This window comes from Streptomyces sp. WZ.A104 (assembly GCF_002382885.1).
Taxonomy (GTDB): domain Bacteria; phylum Actinomycetota; class Actinomycetes; order Streptomycetales; family Streptomycetaceae; genus Streptomyces.
Genome location: NZ_NWVL01000047.1, coordinates 1 through 18,029 on the forward strand (window position 1 = coordinate 1; position 18,029 = coordinate 18,029).

General features: G+C 72.1%; 15 protein-coding genes. 5 read left to right on the forward strand and 10 right to left on the reverse strand.

What is annotated here, in order from left to right:
- Window positions 1-395 precede the first annotated feature (395 nt).
- Entirely contained in the window at window positions 396-1,067 is a 672-nt protein-coding gene (locus CIB93_RS23595; protein WP_096629624.1) for a 1-acyl-sn-glycerol-3-phosphate acyltransferase, read from the forward strand.
- A 74-nt stretch (window positions 1,068-1,141) separates the two neighbouring features.
- Here the strand turns inward: CIB93_RS23595 and CIB93_RS23600 are convergent, their stop codons facing one another.
- Window positions 1,142-2,686, reverse strand: a complete 1,545-nt coding sequence (locus CIB93_RS23600) for an MFS transporter (protein ID WP_096629625.1) — start codon at window positions 2,684-2,686, stop codon at window positions 1,142-1,144.
- Window positions 2,683-3,234 carry a TetR/AcrR family transcriptional regulator gene (locus tag CIB93_RS23605; RefSeq protein ID WP_096629627.1) on the reverse strand — a complete coding sequence of 184 codons (552 nt, stop codon included), beginning with the start codon at window positions 3,232-3,234 and terminating at the stop codon, window positions 2,683-2,685. The genes CIB93_RS23600 and CIB93_RS23605 overlap by 4 nt, the downstream gene beginning before the upstream one ends.
- A 339-nt stretch (window positions 3,235-3,573) precedes the next feature.
- Between CIB93_RS23605 and rox the strand changes: the two genes are divergently transcribed.
- Together rox and helR are read left to right on the forward strand one after the other, a co-directional pair.
- Window positions 3,574-5,034, forward strand: a complete 1,461-nt coding sequence (gene rox, locus CIB93_RS23610) for a rifampin monooxygenase (RefSeq protein ID WP_096629628.1) — start codon at window positions 3,574-3,576, stop codon at window positions 5,032-5,034.
- An 80-nt stretch (window positions 5,035-5,114) separates the two neighbouring features.
- Window positions 5,115-7,283, forward strand: coding sequence for an RNA polymerase recycling motor ATPase HelR (gene helR / locus CIB93_RS23615; protein ID WP_096629630.1), 2,169 nt, complete (start codon window positions 5,115-5,117; stop codon window positions 7,281-7,283).
- 18 nt (window positions 7,284-7,301) lie between these two features.
- Here helR and CIB93_RS23620 read toward each other — a convergent pair whose 3' ends face one another.
- The 3 genes from CIB93_RS23620 to CIB93_RS23630 all read right to left on the reverse strand — a co-directional run bounded on the left by CIB93_RS23620 (window position 7,302) and on the right by CIB93_RS23630 (window position 11,084).
- Window positions 7,302-8,273, reverse strand: coding sequence for an aldo/keto reductase (locus tag CIB93_RS23620; protein ID WP_096629631.1), 972 nt, complete (start codon window positions 8,271-8,273; stop codon window positions 7,302-7,304).
- Between the two features lie 104 nt (window positions 8,274-8,377).
- Window positions 8,378-9,805, reverse strand: a complete 1,428-nt coding sequence (gene argH / locus CIB93_RS23625; RefSeq protein ID WP_096629633.1) for an argininosuccinate lyase — start codon at window positions 9,803-9,805, stop codon at window positions 8,378-8,380.
- Window positions 9,806-9,890: 85 nt separating this feature from the next.
- Window positions 9,891-11,084, reverse strand: a complete 1,194-nt coding sequence (locus CIB93_RS23630; RefSeq protein WP_096629634.1) for an argininosuccinate synthase — start codon at window positions 11,082-11,084, stop codon at window positions 9,891-9,893.
- A gap of 148 nt (window positions 11,085-11,232) precedes the next feature.
- Here CIB93_RS23630 and CIB93_RS23635 point away from each other — a divergent pair, with 148 nt between their 5' ends.
- Window positions 11,233-12,153: a hypothetical protein gene (locus CIB93_RS23635; protein ID WP_257002325.1), complete on the forward strand. Its 921-nt coding sequence runs from the start codon at window positions 11,233-11,235 to the stop codon at window positions 12,151-12,153.
- A gap of 163 nt (window positions 12,154-12,316) precedes the next feature.
- Complete coding sequence (locus tag CIB93_RS23640) at window positions 12,317-13,024, forward strand: L,D-transpeptidase (RefSeq protein WP_096629695.1); 708 nt, start codon at window positions 12,317-12,319, stop codon at window positions 13,022-13,024.
- Between the two features lie 35 nt (window positions 13,025-13,059).
- Here the strand turns inward: CIB93_RS23640 and CIB93_RS23645 are convergent, their stop codons facing one another.
- From CIB93_RS23645 to argC, 5 genes are read right to left on the reverse strand one after another with little or no spacing between them, the layout of a single operon-like run.
- Window positions 13,060-13,596, reverse strand: coding sequence for an arginine repressor (locus tag CIB93_RS23645; RefSeq protein ID WP_019764598.1), 537 nt, complete (start codon window positions 13,594-13,596; stop codon window positions 13,060-13,062).
- A 25-nt stretch (window positions 13,597-13,621) separates the two neighbouring features.
- On the reverse strand, window positions 13,622-14,827 hold the full coding sequence (locus tag CIB93_RS23650) for an acetylornithine transaminase (protein ID WP_096629636.1): 1,206 nt from the start codon (window positions 14,825-14,827) through the stop codon (window positions 13,622-13,624).
- Window positions 14,824-15,777: an acetylglutamate kinase gene (gene argB, locus CIB93_RS23655; protein ID WP_096629637.1), complete on the reverse strand. Its 954-nt coding sequence runs from the start codon at window positions 15,775-15,777 to the stop codon at window positions 14,824-14,826. Before argB ends, CIB93_RS23650 begins: the two co-directional genes overlap by 4 nt.
- Window positions 15,774-16,928: a bifunctional glutamate N-acetyltransferase/amino-acid acetyltransferase ArgJ gene (argJ, locus tag CIB93_RS23660; RefSeq protein ID WP_096629639.1), complete on the reverse strand. Its 1,155-nt coding sequence runs from the start codon at window positions 16,926-16,928 to the stop codon at window positions 15,774-15,776. Before argJ ends, argB begins: the two co-directional genes overlap by 4 nt.
- On the reverse strand, window positions 16,925-17,953 hold the full coding sequence (argC, locus tag CIB93_RS23665) for an N-acetyl-gamma-glutamyl-phosphate reductase (protein WP_096629640.1): 1,029 nt from the start codon (window positions 17,951-17,953) through the stop codon (window positions 16,925-16,927). Before argC ends, argJ begins: the two co-directional genes overlap by 4 nt.
- Window positions 17,954-18,029 lie beyond the last annotated feature (76 nt).

The following is an 18,029-nucleotide window of genomic DNA, read 5'->3' on the forward strand; positions in this document are numbered from 1 at the left end:
CGCGCCCGTGGCCGCCGCCGTGCCCGGCGGCGTGGGCCGCGCCGGGCAGCCCCAGGGCCGCCGTGCCGAGGACGGCGGCGCCCAGCAGGGTCCGTCGGCCGGGGGTCGTGCGCGCACGCTCCGTCATGAATGCTCCTCGCTCGGTGATGTCCGGGACCGGTCGAACGAGGCCCGATCGTAGGCTGGAAGGCGTACGGGAGGGCGGATCGACGGCCAACATGGCGGAAACACGCGTCAACACCGCGTATCCGCTACGTGAACCCGATGTGCGATCAGCTCATACCCGCGAGTATCGTCCTCACCTGCACCACCATCGCCCGTCGGCTCCGGCCACCGCCCGTTCCACCCCATCCAGTCCACCGCGGCCGGCCCGGCCACCACACCGGAGGAACCCGTTGTCCCGTCTCACGGTCTTCAAGGCAGTGCTCGGACCGATTCTGCGCCTGATGTTCCGCCCACAGGTGGAGGGCGTCGAGAACATCCCCGGGACCGGGCCGGTGATCCTCGCGGGCAACCACCTCACCTTCATCGACTCGATGGTCATGCCGGTCTGCGTCGACCGGCCGGTGTTCTACATCGGCAAGGACGAGTACGTCACGGGCAAGGGCCTCAAGGGCCGGCTGATGGCCTGGTTCTTCACCGGTGCCGGCATGATCCCGGTGGACCGGGACGGCGGCCGGGGCGGTGTCGCGGCGCTGATGACCGGGCGCCGGGTGCTGGAGGAGGGCCAGGCCTTCGCGATCTACCCGGAGGGCACCCGCTCCCCCGACGGCCGTCTCTACCGGGGCCGTACGGGCATCGCGCGGCTGACCCTGATGACGGGCGCCCCGGTGGTCCCGTTCGCGATGATCGGGACCGACAAGCTCCAGCCGGGCGGCGCCGGGCTGCCCCGGCCGGGCAAGGTGACGGTGCGTTTCGGCGAGCCGATGGAGTTCTCGCGCTACGAGGGCATGGACCGCGACCGCTATGTGCTGCGGGCGGTGACCGACTCGGTGATGTCCGAGGTGATGCGGTTGTCCGGCCAGGAGTACGTGGACATGTACGCGACGAAGGCCAAGGCCGCCTGAGCGCGTAGAGCCTGGTACGCGGAAGGGCCCGCACCCGGAACGGGGTGCGGGCCCTTCTCTGTGAACGGCCACGGCTACGGGTGCTCGATGCCGTCTTCCAGCTTCTGACCCCGCAGCAGGAACCAGGAGGCGACGGCCGCCGCGAGCAGCACTGCCGCACCGACGCCCGCGGCGGACCGCAGCCCGTCGACGAACGCCTCCTGCGCCGCGGAGACCAGCGGGCCGGCCTGGGCGGCGGGCAGCGCCGTGGCGGCCTCGACGGCTCCCCCCAGCGATTCGTGGGCGGCCGACTCGGCGTCGGCGGGGGTGCCGGCCGGGGTCGGGAAGCCCCGGTAGACGCCGGTGACGATGGAGCCGAGCAGAGCGATGCCGAGGGCCGCGCCGAGTTCGTACGCCGTTTCGGAGACCGCGGAGGCGGAGCCCGCCTGCTCCTTGGGGACGCTGGAGAGGATGACGTCGGCGGTGACGGTGAAGGAGAATCCGGCGCCGACACCGACGACCAGCAGCATGGAGCCCAGCAGCGGATAGCCGGTGTGCTGGTCGAGCAGGGTCACCGTGCCGAGCGCGAGACCGACCGCGCCGAGTCCGCCCGCCACGACCGAGCGCACCGAGAACCGGCGGGCGGCGAATCCGGCCAGCAGACCGGCGGTCACCGCGCCGATGGCCGCGGGCAGTTCGGCGAGCCCCGCCTCCAGCGGCCCCCGGCCCTGCACCAGTTGCAGGAACTGGGAGAGGAAGAAGACCAGACCGGACAGGCCGAGGATGGTCAGCAGGTCCGCGAGGACCGCGCCGGAGAAGCCCCGGTGGTGGAAGAGCCGCATGTCCAGGAGGGGCGCGGGCAGCCTCAGCTGCCTGCGCACGAACCAGGTGAGCGCGACGGCTCCGAGGACGGCTGCCGCACCGGACTCCCAGCTCAGCCCGTGCGAGGCCGTCTCCTTGATGGCGTACACGACGCCGATCATGCCGACCAGGGAGAGCCCGACGCTGAGCATGTCCCACGGGCCGGGGGCCGGGTTCTTGGACTCCGGGATCAGCTTGACGCCGACGACCACGAGCACGGCCATCACGGGCAGGTTGATCAGGAAGACCGAGCCCCACCAGAAGTGCTCCAGCAGGAATCCGCCGACGACCGGGCCCACGGCCGCGCCCGCCGAGGCCATCGCGCCCCAGATACCGATGGCGAGGCTCCGCTCGCGCGGGTCGTGGAACAGATTGCGGATCAGGGCGAGGGTGGACGGCATCAGGGTGGCGCCCGCGACCCCGAGCAGGGCCCGGGCCACGATCATCATCTCGGGCGTGGTCGCGTACGCGTTGAGCACGGACACCGCGCCGAACGCCACGGCACCGACCAGCAGCAGCTTCTTGCGGCCGATGCGGTCGCCGAGGCTGCCCATCGAGACGAGCAGTCCGGCGATGACGAAGGAGTAGACGTCACCGATCCAGAGCAGCTGGGTGCCGGTGGGCGCGAGGTCCTCGCTGAGGAACGGGGTGGCGAGCCCCAGTACGGTGGCGTCGACGGCCACCAGCAGCACGGCGAGGACGAGCACGGCGAGCGCGATCCACCGCCCCGGGCGGCGTACCTCGTCCGCGGTCTTCGGGTGCTGGTCGATGCTGGTCATTGCTCCACGCTCCGGCGGGCTCCGCCGAGCAGCAGCTCGACGACCATGTACTGGAAGTCCTGTGCGGCGACCCGTCCCACCTGGACGGCCCAGGCGCCGGTGCCGACGAGCCCGTAGAGGGCCTCGGTCAGCCAGGCGGGGGTGAGGTCGATACGGAATTCGCCGCGCTCCTGGCCACGGCGGAAGAAGGCGGAGACACGGGCGTCGGCCCGGTTCCAGCCCTCGTTGACCTCGTCGCCCTCGAAGAGCTGGTTCTCGTTGACGAGGAAGGAGAGGAGTCCGGCACTGGGCTCGACGGCGGCGATGAGACGGCGCAGGGCCTCATCGGAGGCGCCTTCGTCGAGCCGGGCGGCGTCGAGGGCTGCCTCGAACTCCTGGATGCCGAGATCCTCCAGCGCCTTCACCAGGGCGTCGCGCCCGGCGAAGTGGCGGTGGAGGGTGGCCCGGCCGATACCGGCTGCCCTGGCGACCTCGTCCATGGTGGCGGTCGATTTGTGGGACAGCAGGGCGGCGGCGCTGCGCAGCACCTGCTCACGGTCGAGAGTCATGAGACGACCATAACCCATGTGAGACATCAATGTCTCATTGAGAGGTCGTGAAGGTCCCGGTGCTGAAGGGGCCCGGGGTCACGAACGACCCTGAGGAGATACGGGGGGGGGACGCGGCGACGGTCACGCGCGGGGAGGGTGCCGGAACGAGCGGCGGGATCGGACAGGAGGTGAACCCACTCCTTGTCGGCAGGGGGCGAACCCACTCCTTGCCACTCTCAACTTATAGCGCATGGGGGGTCTTGCGGCAAGGCCCCCCAAAGGCCGCAGAATCGTCGGCCGAAGCCCGGATACACCGGTGGCTTCCAGAAATTCGACGTCGACAGGGGCGGAACAGTGATGATCGACGCAGGCGTAGACGCAGACGCAGACGCAGACGTAATCGTCGTCGGAGGTGGCCCCACCGGGCTGATGCTGGCCTGCGAGCTGCGGCTGGCCGAAGTGCGCACGGTCGTCCTGGAGAAGCTGACCGAGCCGACCCGGGAGTCCCGGGGGCGCGGCCTGCATGTGCGCAGCGTCGAGGTGATGGACCAGCGGGGGCTGCTGGACCGGTTCCTCGCGGTGAGCGAGACGTTCCAGGTCGGCGGGTTCTTCGGCGGCATCCAGAAGCCGTGGCCGGAGCGGCTGGACACCGCGCACCCGTACGGCCTGTCAACCCTCCAGCCGGTCACCGAACGGCTGCTCCGCGAGCGGGCCGTCGAGCTCGGCGCCGAGATCCGGCGCGGCTGCGAAGTGACCGGGCTGATCCAGTCCGCCGCCGACGGGGTCACCGTCGAGCTGGCGGACGGCACGCGGCTGCGCTCCCGGTACCTCGTCGGGTGCGACGGCGGCCGCAGCACCGTGCGCAGGCAGCTCGGCGTCGCCTTCCCCGGCGAACCCGCCACGGCCGAGACGCTGCTCGGCGACATGGAGATGGCCGAGGACCAGGAGACGGTCGCCGCCGTCGTCGAGGAGGTTCGCCGGACGCACCTGCGCTTCGGCACCATCCCCAACGGGGACGGCACCTTCCGCGTCATCGTGCCCGCCGCCGAGGTGGCCGAGGACCGGGCGGCCGCACCGACCCTGGAGGAGTTCCGGCAGCGGCTGCGGGCCGTGGCGGGCACCGACTTCGGCGTCCACTCGCCCCGCTGGCTGTCCCGGTTCGGCGATGCCACCCGGCAGGCCGAGCGCTACCGGGTCGGCCGGGTGCTGCTGGCCGGGGACGCGGCCCACATCCACCCGCCGACCGGTGGGCAGGGGCTCAACCTCGGTGTGCAGGACGCGTTCAACCTCGGCTGGAAGCTGGCGGCCGAGGTCAACGGCTGGGCGCCGGACGGACTGCTGGACAGCTACCACGCCGAGCGGCACCCGGTGGGCGCCCGGGTGCTGGACAACACCCGGGCGCAGATGAAGCTGCTCGGCACGGACGCCGGTGCGACCGCGCTGCGGGAACTGCTCTCGCGGCTGATGGACTTCGAGGAGGTGAACCGCTACCTGACCGGCATGGTCACCGCGGTCGACGTCCACTACGACCTGGGCGAGGGACACGAACTCCTCGGCCGCCGCATGCGGGACCTGACACTGAAGCGGGGCCGCCTGTACGAGCTGATGCACGGGGGCCGCGGACTGCTGCTCGACCGGACCGGCGAGCTGTCGGCGGCGGGCTGGGAGGACCGGGTCGACCACGTGGTCGACCGCGCGGAGGAGCTGGACGTGCCCGCCGTGCTGCTGCGGCCCGACGGCCATGTGGCCTGGGCCGGGCAGGACCCGGCGGGGCTGCCGGACGCGCTGGCGCGGTGGTTCGGCGCACCCGCGGGCTGAAGCACCGCCGCGCCCACAGAGCCGGGACAGGCCGGGGAAGGCCGCCTTGTACGTACGAACGTGAGATCGGAACTGACGACGTGAGACCCCTGACCACCACCAGTGCCTTCAACCTCCCCGACCGCCTCGCCGCCAAGGCCGACCCGGCCCTGGTCGCCGACGACGAGCACCACTTCGCCGCCATCGCCCGGTGTCTGGAGGCGTCGATCGCCGAGCTGTCCGAGCGCCTCGACGCCGAACGCAGGGCACCGGGCGGCGGCGGCCGTCAGGCGATGGACCGGGACGCGGAGATCCACCGGCTCAGCACCCGGCTGCGCACCCTGCGCCGCTTCGGCGTGGACCTGTGCCTCGGGCACATGGCCGGTGCGGACGGCTCCGCCCCGGTCTACGTCGGACGGCTCGGCCTCACCGACAGCACGGGCCGCCGACTGCTGATCGACTGGCGCTCCCCCGCCGCCGAACCGTTCTTCGGAGCCACCCACGCCAACCCGATGGGGCTGGCGAGCCGCCGCCGGTACCGCTGGACCGGCGGCCGGATCATCGACTACTGGGACGAGGTGTTCACGGCGGACGCCTTGGCCGGGCATGCCGCGCTCGACGACCAGTCGGCCTTCATCGCGGGCCTGGGCGACAACCGCTCGGCCCGGATGCGCGATGTGCTCGGCACCATCCAGGCCGACCAGGACGCCATCATCCGGGCGGGCTCCCGGGGCGCTCTGGTCGTGGACGGCGGCCCGGGCACGGGGAAGACCGTCGTCGCCCTGCACCGCTCCGCGTATCTCCTCCACTCCGATCCGCGCCTCGGTCACCGCCGGGGCGGGGTGCTGTTCATCGGCCCGTCCCGGCCCTATCTGGGGTACGTCGCCGATGTGCTCCCGAGCCTGGGAGAGGAGGGCGTCCAGACCTGCACCCTGCAAGACCTCGTCGCCGAGGGGGCCGGGGCAGGAGTCGAGACCGATCCGGAAGTGGCTCGCCTCAAGGCGTCCGCGGACCTGGTGAAGGCGATCGAGCCCGCCGTCCGGTTCTACGAGGAGCCGCCCGCCACGGAGCTGCGGGTGGAGACGCACTGGTCCGACATCCGGCTGGGCCCAGCCGACTGGGCCTCGGCGTTCGAGGCGGCCGACCCCGGCACTCCGCACAACGAGGCGCGCGACCGGATCTGGGACGAGCTGCTCACGATCCTCGTGGACAAGCACGACGGCGATGCCCCCGAGGAGCAGCTGCGGGCGTCCCTGCGGCAGAACCGGGAGCTGCTCGCGGCCTTCGACCGGGCCTGGCCCCTGATCGAGGCGGCGGATCTCGTCGGGGACCTGTGGTCGGTGCCCGCGTATCTGCGTAAGTGCGCGCCCTGGCTGAGCCCCGAGGACGTACGGAGGTTGCAGCGGGCGAACCCGCAGGCCTGGACGGTGTCCGACCTGCCGGTCCTGGACGCGGCACGGCAGCGGCTCGGGGACCCGGAGGCTTCGGGGCGCAGGCGTCGGCGGGAGGCGGCCGCCGCCGCGGAGCGCGAGCGGATGGCCCAGGTCATCGACAGTCTGCTCGCCGACGAGACCCTGGCCGAGGCGGACGCGGACGGGGAGGGCGCGCTGATGATGCTGCACGGCCAGGACCTGAGGAACTCCCTGGACGACGCGGAAGGGGCGGGCGGTATCGCGCCCGACCTGCTCGCCGGGCCGTTCGCCCACATCGTCGTGGACGAGGCGCAGGAGCTGACCGACACCGAGTGGCAGATGCTGCTGGCCCGCTGCCCGTCCCGGAGCTTCACGATCGTCGGGGACCGTGCACAGGCCCGGCACGGGTTCACCGAGCCGTGGCGGGAGCGGCTGGAGCGGGTCGGGCTCGACCGGATCACCCTGGCCTCCCTGAGCATCAACTACCGGACGCCGCGGGAGATCATGGCCGAGGCCGAGCCGGTGATCCGGGCCGTGCTGCCGGATGCCAACGTGCCGGCGTCCGTCCGCGCCGGCGGCCTCCCCGTCGCCCGCGGTTCCGCCCGGGACCTGGACGCGGTCCTCGGTGCCTGGCTCGCGGAGCACGCCGAGGGGACGGCCTGTGTCATCGGCGCCCCCGCGTTCCGGGGGACGGCCCGCGTGCGGTCGCTGAGCCCGGAGCTGGCGAAGGGACTCGAATTCGACCTGGTCGTGCTCGTGGACCCGGAGGCGTTCGGCGCGGGGATCGAGGGGGCGGTGGACCGCTATGTCGCGATGACCCGGGCGACGCAGCGGCTGGTGGTCCTCACGAGCCCCTGACGGGGGCCGCGCCTCGGTTCAGTGCCAGGGCAGGGTCGCGCGGTGCCGCCAGTAGGCCTCCGGGTCCTCGACCAGGGCGTCCAGCCGGGCCCGCTGCTCCTCGTCGAGGTCGACGACGGGGGCGTGCAGGTTTCCGGCGAGCTGGGTGACCGTGGCGGCGCCGGAGAGGACGACCCCGGCCCACGGCTGGTGCAGGACGAGCGCCAGGGCCACCGCGTCGCCGCCCACTCCCGCGTCGGCGGCGATCTCCTGGAAGACGGCGGGGGCCTCGTCCCCGGCGAGCCGCCCGTTGGCCATGCCCTCCTTGACGATCACGGTGAGCCCGGCGTCGTGGGCCTCGGCGAGAGCGGGGGCGGCCGAGGTCTCCAGGGCGTTGTAGGTGGCCTGGACGGTACGGAAGAGGGGATCGCCGTCGACCGTGACGGCGAGCGCGGCCCGGATGGCGTCCGCCTGGGCGGGGCCGCTGGTGGAGAACCCGACGGCGACCCCCTCGGCGGCGAGTGCGGCCAGGCGTTCGTGGAGCTCCTTGTCGGCGAGGGCCGGGCTGTCGGGGGTGAGCGAGTGGATCTGGTAGAGGTCGAGCCGGTCACCGAGGAGTTCGCGGGTCTCGGCGCGCTGCCGCTCGAAGGTGGCGAGGCTGTGGTCCTTCACCTCGTGGACCTCGGCCTCGATGCTCCAGTCGGCGGTGTAGGTGTACCCCCACTTGGAGCCGACGACGAGGTCGGTGAAGGAGGGCCGGGCGTCCAGCCACTCACCGAGGAACTCCTCGGCGCGGCCGTAGGAGCGGGCCGTGTCGACGTATCGGACGCCCTGTGCGTACGCCGCGTCCAGCAGCTCGTGCGTACGGGCGCGCAGGGCCTCCGCGTCCCGGCCTTCCGGCAGGTCCCGGTCGCGGTGGAGGTTGATGTATCCGGGCCTCCCGACGGCTGCGAGGCCCAGTCCGATGTGGGCGGTCGGGGTCGTCGCGGTGGCCAGGGCGGTGAAGGGCATCGCGGGCTCCTCGGGGTCGGTTGCGGATACTCCTACCCCGGTCAACGTAGCCCGCGACGCCTTTCGTGCACCTGTGACGGCACCGTGCGTACGGCTGTGGTGTCCTACGAGCGGGCGGCCGCCCAGTCGGTCTGGACCTCCAGGTCCCGCTTCACCTCGGCCAGCTGCACCGCGACGGCGGAGGGAGCGGTGCCGCCCCTGCCGCTGCGGGAGGCGAGGGCGCCGCGCACGTTGAGGACGGTGCGGACCTCGGGGGTGAGGTGCTGGGAGATCGTGGCGAACTGCTCGTCGGTGAGCTGGTCGAGCTCGATGCCGTGCTGCTCGCACTCCTTCACGCAGGCACCCGCCACCTCGTGCGCCACCCGGAAGGGGACGCCCTGTTTGACCAGCCACTCCGCGATGTCGGTCGCGAGCGAGAAGCCCGCCGGGGCCAGCTCCTCCATGCGCTCGCGGTTGACGGTGAGGGTGGCCATCATGCCGGTGAAGGCGGGCAGCAGGACCTCCAGCTGGTCGCAGGAGTCGAAGACGGGCTCCTTGTCCTCCTGGAGGTCCCGGTTGTACGCGAGCGGGAGCGCCTTGAGCGTGGCGAGCAGGCCGGTCAGATTGCCGATGAGGCGACCGGACTTGCCCCGGGCCAGCTCGGCGATGTCGGGGTTCTTCTTCTGCGGCATGATCGAGGAGCCGGTGGAGAAGGCGTCGTGCAGGGTGACGAAGGAGAACTCCTTCGTGTTCCAGATGATGACCTCCTCCGCGATCCGGGAGAGGTTCACACCGATCATCGCGGTGATGAACGCGAACTCCGCGACGAAGTCCCGCGAGGCGGTGCCGTCGATGGAGTTGGCGACCGAGCCGTGCTCGAAGCCCAGGTCGGCGGCGACCGCCTCGGGGTCGAGCCCGAGCGAGGACCCGGCGAGCGCCCCGGAGCCGTACGGGGAGACGGCCGTGCGCTCGTCCCACTGGCGCAGCCGCTCGGCGTCCCGGGACAGGGACTGCACATGGGCCAGCACATGGTGGGCGAAGAGCACGGGCTGGGCGTGCTGGAGGTGGGTGCGGCCCGGCATCGCCACGTCCGGGTGGGCCTCGGCGAGGCCGACCAGCGCGCCCTGAAGCTCGGCGAGCAGGCCGCCGATGATCCGGGCGTGGTCGCGCAGGTACATCCGGAAGAGGGTGGCGATCTGGTCGTTGCGCGACCGTCCGGCCCGCAGCTTGCCGCCGAGGTCGGGGCCGAGGCGCTCCAGCAGTCCGCGTTCCAGGGCGGTGTGGACGTCCTCGTCGGCGATGGTTCCGGTGAACGAGCCGTCCGTGACGTCGGCTTCGAGCCGGTCGAGCCCGGCGAGCATCCGGGTCAGCTCGTCCTCGGTGAGGAGGCCCGCCTTGTTGAGGACGCGCGCGTGGGCGCGGGAGCCGGCGATGTCGTACGGCGCGAGCCGCCAGTCGAAGTGGACGGAGGCCGACAGCCTGGCCAGGGCCTCGGCCGGTCCGTCGGCGAACCGGGCGCCCCAGAGCCGGACGTCACCGTTGTTGCTGCTCACTGCGTGCTCCTCATGGGCAAGGGTGCGAATATGCGGCCTCCTCCACGCCGCGCAGGGGCAGGGAGGCGGCTGTACGGCGAAGAGGTCAGGCGAGGTCGCGCTTGGCCGCGATCTTCGAGGAGAGGCCGAAGATCTCGATGAAGCCCTGCGCCTTTGACTGGTCGAAGGTGTCGCCCGAGTCGTAGGTGGCGAGGTTGAAGTCGTACAGCGACTCCTCGGACTTCCGGCCGGTGACGACGGCCCGGCCCGCGTGCAGGGTCATCCGGATGTCGCCGGTGACGTGCTGGTTGGCCTCGTCGATGAAGCCGTCCAGCGCGCGCTTGAGCGGCGAGAACCACAGGCCGTCGTAGACCAGCTCGCCCCAGCGCTGCTCGACCTGCCGCTTGTAGCGGGCCAGCTCGCGTTCGACGGTGACGTTCTCCAGCTCCTGGTGGGCGGTGATCAGCGCGATCGCGCCGGGGGCCTCGTACACCTCACGGGACTTGATGCCCACGAGCCGGTCCTCGACCATGTCGATCCGGCCGATGCCCTGGGCCCCGGCCCGCTCGTTGAGCTGCTGGATCGCCTGGAGGACGGTGACGGGACGGCCGTCGATGGCGACGGGCACGCCCTCCTTGAAGGAGATGACGACCTCGTCGGCCTCGCGCGGGGTGGCGGGGTCGGCGGTGTACTCGTAGATGTCCTCGATCGGGGCGTTCCAGATGTCCTCCAGGAAGCCCGTCTCGACGGCGCGCCCGAAGACGTTCTGGTCGATGGAGTACGGGGACTTCTTGGTGGTCGCGATCGGGAGGTTCTTCTCCTCGCAGAAGGCGATCGCCTTGTCCCGGGTCATCGCGTAGTCGCGGACCGGGGCGATGCACGTCAGGTCGGGGCCGAGCGCGGAGATACCGGCCTCGAAGCGGACCTGGTCGTTTCCCTTGCCGGTGCAGCCGTGGGCGACGATCTGGGCGTCGTGCTTCTTGGCGGCGGCGACGAGGTGCTTGACGATCGTCGGCCGGGAGAGGGCCGAGACCAGCGGGTAGCGGTCCATGTAGAGGGCGTTGGCCTTGATCGCCGGGAGGCAGAACTCCTCGGCGAACTCGTCCTTGGCGTCCGCGACCTCGGCCTCGACCGCACCGCAGGCGAGCGCGCGCTTGCGGATGACGTCCAGGTCCTCGCCGCCCTGTCCGACGTCCACGGCGACGGCGATGACCTCGGCGCCCGTCTCCTCGGCGATCCAGCCGATGGCGACGGAGGTGTCCAGGCCGCCCGAGTAGGCGAGTACGACGCGCTCGGTCACGGGTTTCTCCTAACGGTGCATTCACTGGTAGGCATAACTATGCAGACCTCCGTATGACTTGTCAAAGCTCCAGGTCAGGGCGGTGGAAATGGCGGTGCTCCTGGGCCGGTCGGCATCCAGCATCGGCAGCTGACGATGGGAGGCCCACGTGAACAGCAGCGAGGAGAAGGCCCGGGAGGCCGTGGTGCGGCTGCCCGGGGGCGAGCTGCTTCCGCTCGCGGAGCTGATCCTGCTGCTGTCCCGGCGCACTCAGGGCGGATACGCCCGCGCGCTGCTGGAGCGCGCGCTTCGAAAGGGCCCGGCGGCGGATGTCGTGGCACTGATGTCGCACCGGGACCGGACCACGTACCGGCTGGCGTACCGGATCGCGGTGGAGCGCGGGCTGCTGACTGCGGTGGAGCTGGCCGCCACGGCCGCGACCTGCGGTGACGTCACGCTCCAGGACCTCTGCGCGGAGGCCGCCGTCGCCACCTTGGCCGGGTCCGCGGACGCGAGCGGGGCGGAGTCCGGGGCCGCCGCGCTGGACCGGCTGCTGACAGCCCGCGCCGCCCGGGTGCGCGCTGCCGGAGTGACCGCGTTGCGGCGGGCGGGGCGGCCCGGCGAGGCGCGGCCGTTCCTGGCCGACCGCTCCTGCGTCGTGCGGGCCTGCGCGCGTTACGTCCTGCGGCAGGGCGGCATCGACCCACTCCCCCTGTACCGGGCCCTGTGCGCCGAGCCCGCCGCGCATCCGGGAGCGGCGGCGGGTCTGGGCGAGTGCGGGAACCGCGCGGCGGACGCCGGGACGCTGTGGGATCTGGTGGAGCACCCGCTGCCCGCCGTGCGCCTGCACGCGATCACCGGGCTGCGCGCGCTGGACGAAGTGGTCCGGGAGCGGCTGACGCCGTCGCTGGACGACCCGAGCCCGGCCGTGGTGCGGGCGGCGACCCGGGCCCTGCTGCCGGAGGCCGCCGGGATTCCGGAGGCCCTGCTGCGCGAACGCACCGCGCCCGAGCGGCCGCGCGCGGTGCGGGTGGCGGCGCAGCGGCTGCTGCGGGCGGCGGGGCGGCACCACGAGATCGGGCGGAGTTGATAATCGGCCCATGGGACAAACGTACGAGCGTATTGACGGACTGTAGCGGTTGCCCATCCCGCTGCCGCCCCTGACGACGGGGCATCCCTGCCGGAGTGAGCCGCTGGGCCGTACGGAGCAGGTCCGGTGGGCCGTCGCCCCCGGCCGCCGTACGGTCCGGAGCATGCGCCGACCTCTGCTGACCTTCGCCGTGCTCCTCACCCTGGCCACCGGCTCCCTCGGGGCCGCCCCCGCCGGCACGCCGCCTCCCCTGCCGTACCGGATGGCGGACACGGGGGGCGGCTCCCAGCTCATCACCGCCGAGGCCCCGGACACGGGGTCCACGACGGGCACGGTGACCTGGTGGGAGCGGCGCGGCGGCAGATGGACGAAGGCCGGTTCCGCGCCCGCGCGGTTCGGGGCGAACGGGCTGGCCGAGGGGTCGGCCCGTGAGCAGGGCACCAGCACCACGCCGACCGGCCTGTACGACCTGCCGTACGCCTTCGGCATCGAGGAGGCCCCGGCGGGCACGACGTACCCGTACCGGAAGGTGACCGAGGACTCCTGGTGGTGCCAGGACAACGCCTCGCGCGCGTACAACCGGTGGGTGGAGCCGCGCCCCGCCGACTGCCGGGCGGACGAGGCCGAGCACCTGGTCACCTACGGCACGCAGTACGCCCGGGCGCTGGTCATCGGCTTCAACTACGACGGGCCCGTACGCGGCCGGGGCGCCGGAATCTTCCTGCATGTGAACGGGCGCGGGGCGACGGCCGGATGCGTCTCGGTCCCCGCGGAGGCGATGGCCCGGATCCTGGCCTGGGCCGAGCCGGAGCGGCGCCCGCACATCGCGGTCGGGACCTCATCGGGCCCGACCGCGATCACGCGCTACTGAACGGGACCGCGCAGCGGTCGTTCCGACGGAACAGCTCAGCGGTCGTTCTGAGCGAGCCTCAGCAGATGGTCGGCGAGCGCCTGGCCGCCGTTCGGGTCGCGGCTGATGAGCATCAGCGTGTCGTCACCCGCGATGGTGCCGAGGATGTCGTGCAGCTCGGCCTGGTCGATCGCCGAGGCGAGGAACTGGGCCGCGCCCGGCGGCGTACGGAGCACCACGAGATTGGCCGACGCCTCGGCCGAGATGAGCAGTTCGGCCGAGAGTCTGCGCATCCGCTCCTCCTTGGCCGAGCCGCCCAACGGGGCCTGCGGGGTGCGGAATCCGCCCTCGCTGGGCACCGCGTAGATCAGCTCGCCGCCGGTGTTGCGGATCTTCACCGCGCCCAGCTCGTCGAGGTCGCGGGAGAGCGTCGCCTGAGTGACGCTCAGCCCGTCGTCGGCGAGCAGCTTGGCCAGCTGGCTCTGCGAGCGGACCGGCTGCCGGTTCAGGATGTCCACGATCCGGCGGTGGCGGGCGGTGCGGGTCTGCGGCACGGACGGTCCGCCGTGCTCGGTTTCCTGCGCCTCGGTCATCGTCGTCGCCTCATTCTCCGGAGGGTCATGCTCCGGATCGTCCGTCCCCGTGTGCCGCGTCGAGAGCGCTCGGCAGGATCTCCAGGAACGCGTCCACCTCCGCGTCACCGATGATCAGCGGCGGCATGAGCCGTACGACATCGGGGGCGGGCGCGTTCACCAGGAGGCCGGCTCCCTGGGCCGCCTGCTGCACCTGCGGTGCGAGGGGTCCGGTGAGCACGATACCCAGCAGCAGGCCGCTGCCGCGGACATGGGATACGAGCGGGTGGCCCAGCGCCTCGACTCCGTCGCGGATCTTCTCGCCGAGCCGCTTGACGTCGTCGAGCACGCCGTCGGCCGCGAGGGTGTCCAGGACCGCCAGTCCGGCGGCGCAGGCGACCGGGTTCCCGCCGAACGTCGTGCCGTGGTGACCCGGCTTCAGCAGGTCCGCCGCCGGTCCGAACGCGACGGTCGCACCGATCGGCAGACCGCCGCCGAGCCCCTTGGCGAGGGTGACGAGGTCGGGCTCGACGCCCTGGTGGGCCTGGTGCTCGAACCACTGGCCGCAGCGCCCGATCCCGGTCTGCACCTCGTCCAGGACCAGCAGGGTCCCGGTCGCTCGGGTGATCTCCCGGGCGGCTTCCAGATAGCCCTTGGGCGGCACGACGACACCGTTCTCGCCCTGGATCGGCTCGATGATGACGAGGGCGGTGTCGGTGGTCACCGCCGCCCGCAGGGCGTCCACGTCCCCATACGGGACATGGGTGACGTCACCGGGGAGCGGGCGGAACGGCTCCTGCTTCCCCGGCTGTCCGGTGAGGGCGAGCGCACCCATCGTCCGGCCGTGGAAGCCACCGTCGGTGGCGACCATGTGGGTGCGCCCGGTGAGCCGGCCGATCTTGAAGGCGGCCTCGTTGGCCTCCGCGCCGGAGTTGGCGAAGAAGACCCGGCCCTCGCGGCCGAACAGCTGGAGCAGCCGCTCGGCGAGCGCGACGGGCGGCTCGGCGATGAACAGGTTCGATACGTGGCCGAGGGAGGCCACCTGGGTGGAGACGGCCTCGACGACGGCGGGATGGGCGTGGCCGAGGGCGTTGACCGCGATCCCGCCGACGAAGTCGAGGTGGCGGTTGCCGTCCTCGTCCCAGACGTGGGCGCCCTCGCCGCGGACCAGGGGCAGGCGGGGGGTGCCGTAGTTGTCCATCAGCGCGCCCTGCCAGCGCGAGGTGAGCCCTTCGGCTCCGGTGCCGGTCATGATTCCCCCTGCTGCTGGTGTGCGTCGGTTGTCCGTACGCCGGCTGCCTGTGTGTCGGTGGAGGCGTCCGGCACGACCATGGTGCCGATGCCCTCGTCGGTGAAGATCTCCAGCAGGATCGAGTGCTGGACCCGGCCGTCGATGACGCGGGCGGTCTCGACGCCCTTGCGCACGGCGTGCAGACAGCCCTGCATCTTGGGGACCATGCCGCTGGACAGCTCGGGCAGCAACTTCTCCAGCTGGCTGGCGGTGAGCCGGCTGATCACGTCGTCGCTGTTGGGCCAGTCCTCGTAGAGCCCTTCGACGTCCGTGAGGACCATCAGCGTCTCGGCGCCCAGGGCGGCGGCGAGCGCGGCGGCCGCGGTGTCGGCGTTGACGTTGTAGACGTGGTGGTCGTCGGCGGAGCGGGCGATGGAGGAGACGACCGGGATGCGGCCGTCGTCCAGCAGCGCCTGGATGGCCCCGGTGTCGATGGCGGTGATCTCGCCGACCCGGCCGATGTCGACGGATTCGCCGTCGATGGTGGGCCGGTGCTGGGTGGCGGTGATGGTGTGGGCGTCCTCGCCGGTCATGCCGACGGCGAGCGGGCCGTGCTGGTTGAGGAGACCGACCAGCTCGCGCTGGACCTGTCCGGCGAGCACCATCCGTACGACGTCCATCGCCTCGGGGGTGGTGACCCGCAGCCCGGCCTTGAACTCGCTGACCAGGCCCTGTTTGTCGAGCTGAGCGCTGATCTGGGGGCCGCCGCCGTGCACGACGACGGGCTTGAGGCCGGCGTGGCGCAGGAAGACGACGTCCTGGGCGAAGGCGGCCTTCAGCTCCTCGTCGATCATGGCGTTGCCGCCGAACTTGATGACGACGGTCTTGCCGTTGTGCCGGGTCAGCCAGGGCAGCGCCTCGATGAGGATCTGCGCCTTCGGGAGTGCGGTGTGCTTCCGCGCGGCGCTCATGAGCTGTACGCGCTGTTCTCGTGGACGTAGTCCGCGGTGAGGTCGTTGGCCCAGATGACCGCGGACTCGGTGCCCGCGGCGAGGTCGGCTGTGATCTTGACCTCCCGGTAGCGCATGTCGACGAGGTCGCGGTCCTCGCCCACCTGGCCGCTCTTGCAGACCCAGACATCGTTGATGGCGACGTTGAGCCGGTCCGGCTCGAAGGCCGCCTTTGTCGTGCCGATGGCGGAGAGGACACGGCCCCAGTTGGGGTCCTCGCCGTGGATGGCGCACCTGAGGAGGTTGTTGCGGGCGATGGACCGGCCGACCTCGACGGCGTCGTCCTCGGTGGCCGCGTTGATCACCTCGATCCGGATGTCCTTGGAGGCGCCCTCGGCGTCCCCGATGAGCTGCCGGGCGAGGTCGGCGCAGACGGCCCGGACGGCCTCGGCGAACGCGCCCCGCTCCGGCGTGATGCCGCTGGCGCCGGAGGCGAGCAGCAGCACGGTGTCGTTGGTGGACATGCAGCCGTCGGAGTCGACCCGGTCGAAGGTGGTCCGGGTGGCGTCGCGGAGCGCGGCGTCCAGCACGGGGGCTTCCACATCGGCGTCGGTGGTGAGGACGACGAGCATGGTGGCCAGGCCCGGGGCGAGCATGCCCGCACCCTTGGCCATACCGCCCACCGTCCAGCCCTCGCCGCCCGCGACGGCCGTCTTGTGCACGGTGTCGGTGGTCTTGATGGCGATCGCGGCCTTCTCACCGCCGTGCTCGCTGAGGGCCGCGGCCGCCTGCTCGATGCCGGGAAGCAGCTTGTCCATGGGGAGCAGGATGCCGATGAGCCCGGTGGAGGCGACGGCGACCTCGCCCGCGCTGTGCCCGTCCAGCACCTCGGCGACCTTCTCGGCGGTGGCGTGGGTGTCCTGGAAGCCCTTGGGCCCCGTACAGGCGTTGGCGCCGCCGGAGTTGAGGACGACGGCGGTGACCTCGCCGCCCTTGAGGACCTGCTCCGACCAGAGCACGGGGGCGGCCTTGACGCGGTTGGAGGTGAAGACGCCCGCGGCGGCGCGACGGGGCCCGTGGTTGACCACGAGGGCCAGGTCCGGGTTACCGCTCTCCTTGATCCCCGCGGCGATGCCCGCCGCCGAGAATCCCTGTGCTGCCGTGACGCTCACGGTGCGACTCCGATCGTCGAAAGACCTGTGTCCTCGGGGAGTCCGAGGGCGATGTTCATGCTCTGGAGGGCACCGCCCGCGGTGCCCTTGGCGAGGTTGTCGATGGCGGCGACGACGACGATCCGCCCGGCGGCCTCGTCGTACGCGACCTGGACCTGTACGGCGTTGGACCCGTACACCGAGGCGGTGGCGGGCCACTGCCCCTCGGGCAGGAGGTCCACGAACGGCTCGTCCGCGAACGCCTTCCCGTAGACCGCGCGCAGGCTCCCCGTGCTCACGCCGGGCTTCGCCTTCGCGCTGCACGTGGCGAGGATGCCGCGCGGCATGGGGGCGAGGGTGGGCGTGAAGGAGACGGTGACCGGCTCACCGGCGGCGGCGCTGAGGTTCTGGATCATCTCGGGCGTGTGGCGGTGCCCGCCACCGACGCCGTACGGGGTCATGTTCCCCATCACCTCGGAGCCGAGCAGATGCGGCTTGGCGGCCTTGCCCGCACCCGAGGTGCCGGACGCGGCGACGATCACGGCCTCCGGCTCGGCGATGCCCGCTCCGTACGCCGGGAAGAGCGCGAGGGACACGGCGGTCGGGTAGCACCCGGGCACCGCGATCCGCCGCGACCCGGCGAGCGCGTCCCGCCCGCCCGGCAGCTCGGGCAGCCCGTAGGGCCAGGTCCCGGCGTGCTGGGACCCGTAGAACTTCTCCCAGTCCCCGGCGTCCTTCAGCCGGAAGTCGGCCCCCATGTCCACCACGAGCACCTCGTCCCCGAGCCGCTCGGCGACGGCGGCGGACTGCCCGTGCGGCAGAGCGAGGAAGACGACGTCGTGCCCGGCGAGGGCCTCGGCGGTGGTGGGCTCCAGCACCCGGTCGGCCAGCGGCCGCAGATGCGGCTGGAGCGGGCCGAGGGCCTGTCCGGCGTTGGAGTGAGCGGTGAGCGCACCGATCTCGACGTCGGGGTGCGCCAGCAGGAGGCGGAGCAGCTCACCGCCGGCGTATCCGCTCGCTCCTGCCACTGCTGCACGTACGACCATCGGTGACCCTCCTCGTTGATGGCATGACTATACGCAGCGCCGCACTTTTATGCAATGAGTGATCGTCGGGCGGCCA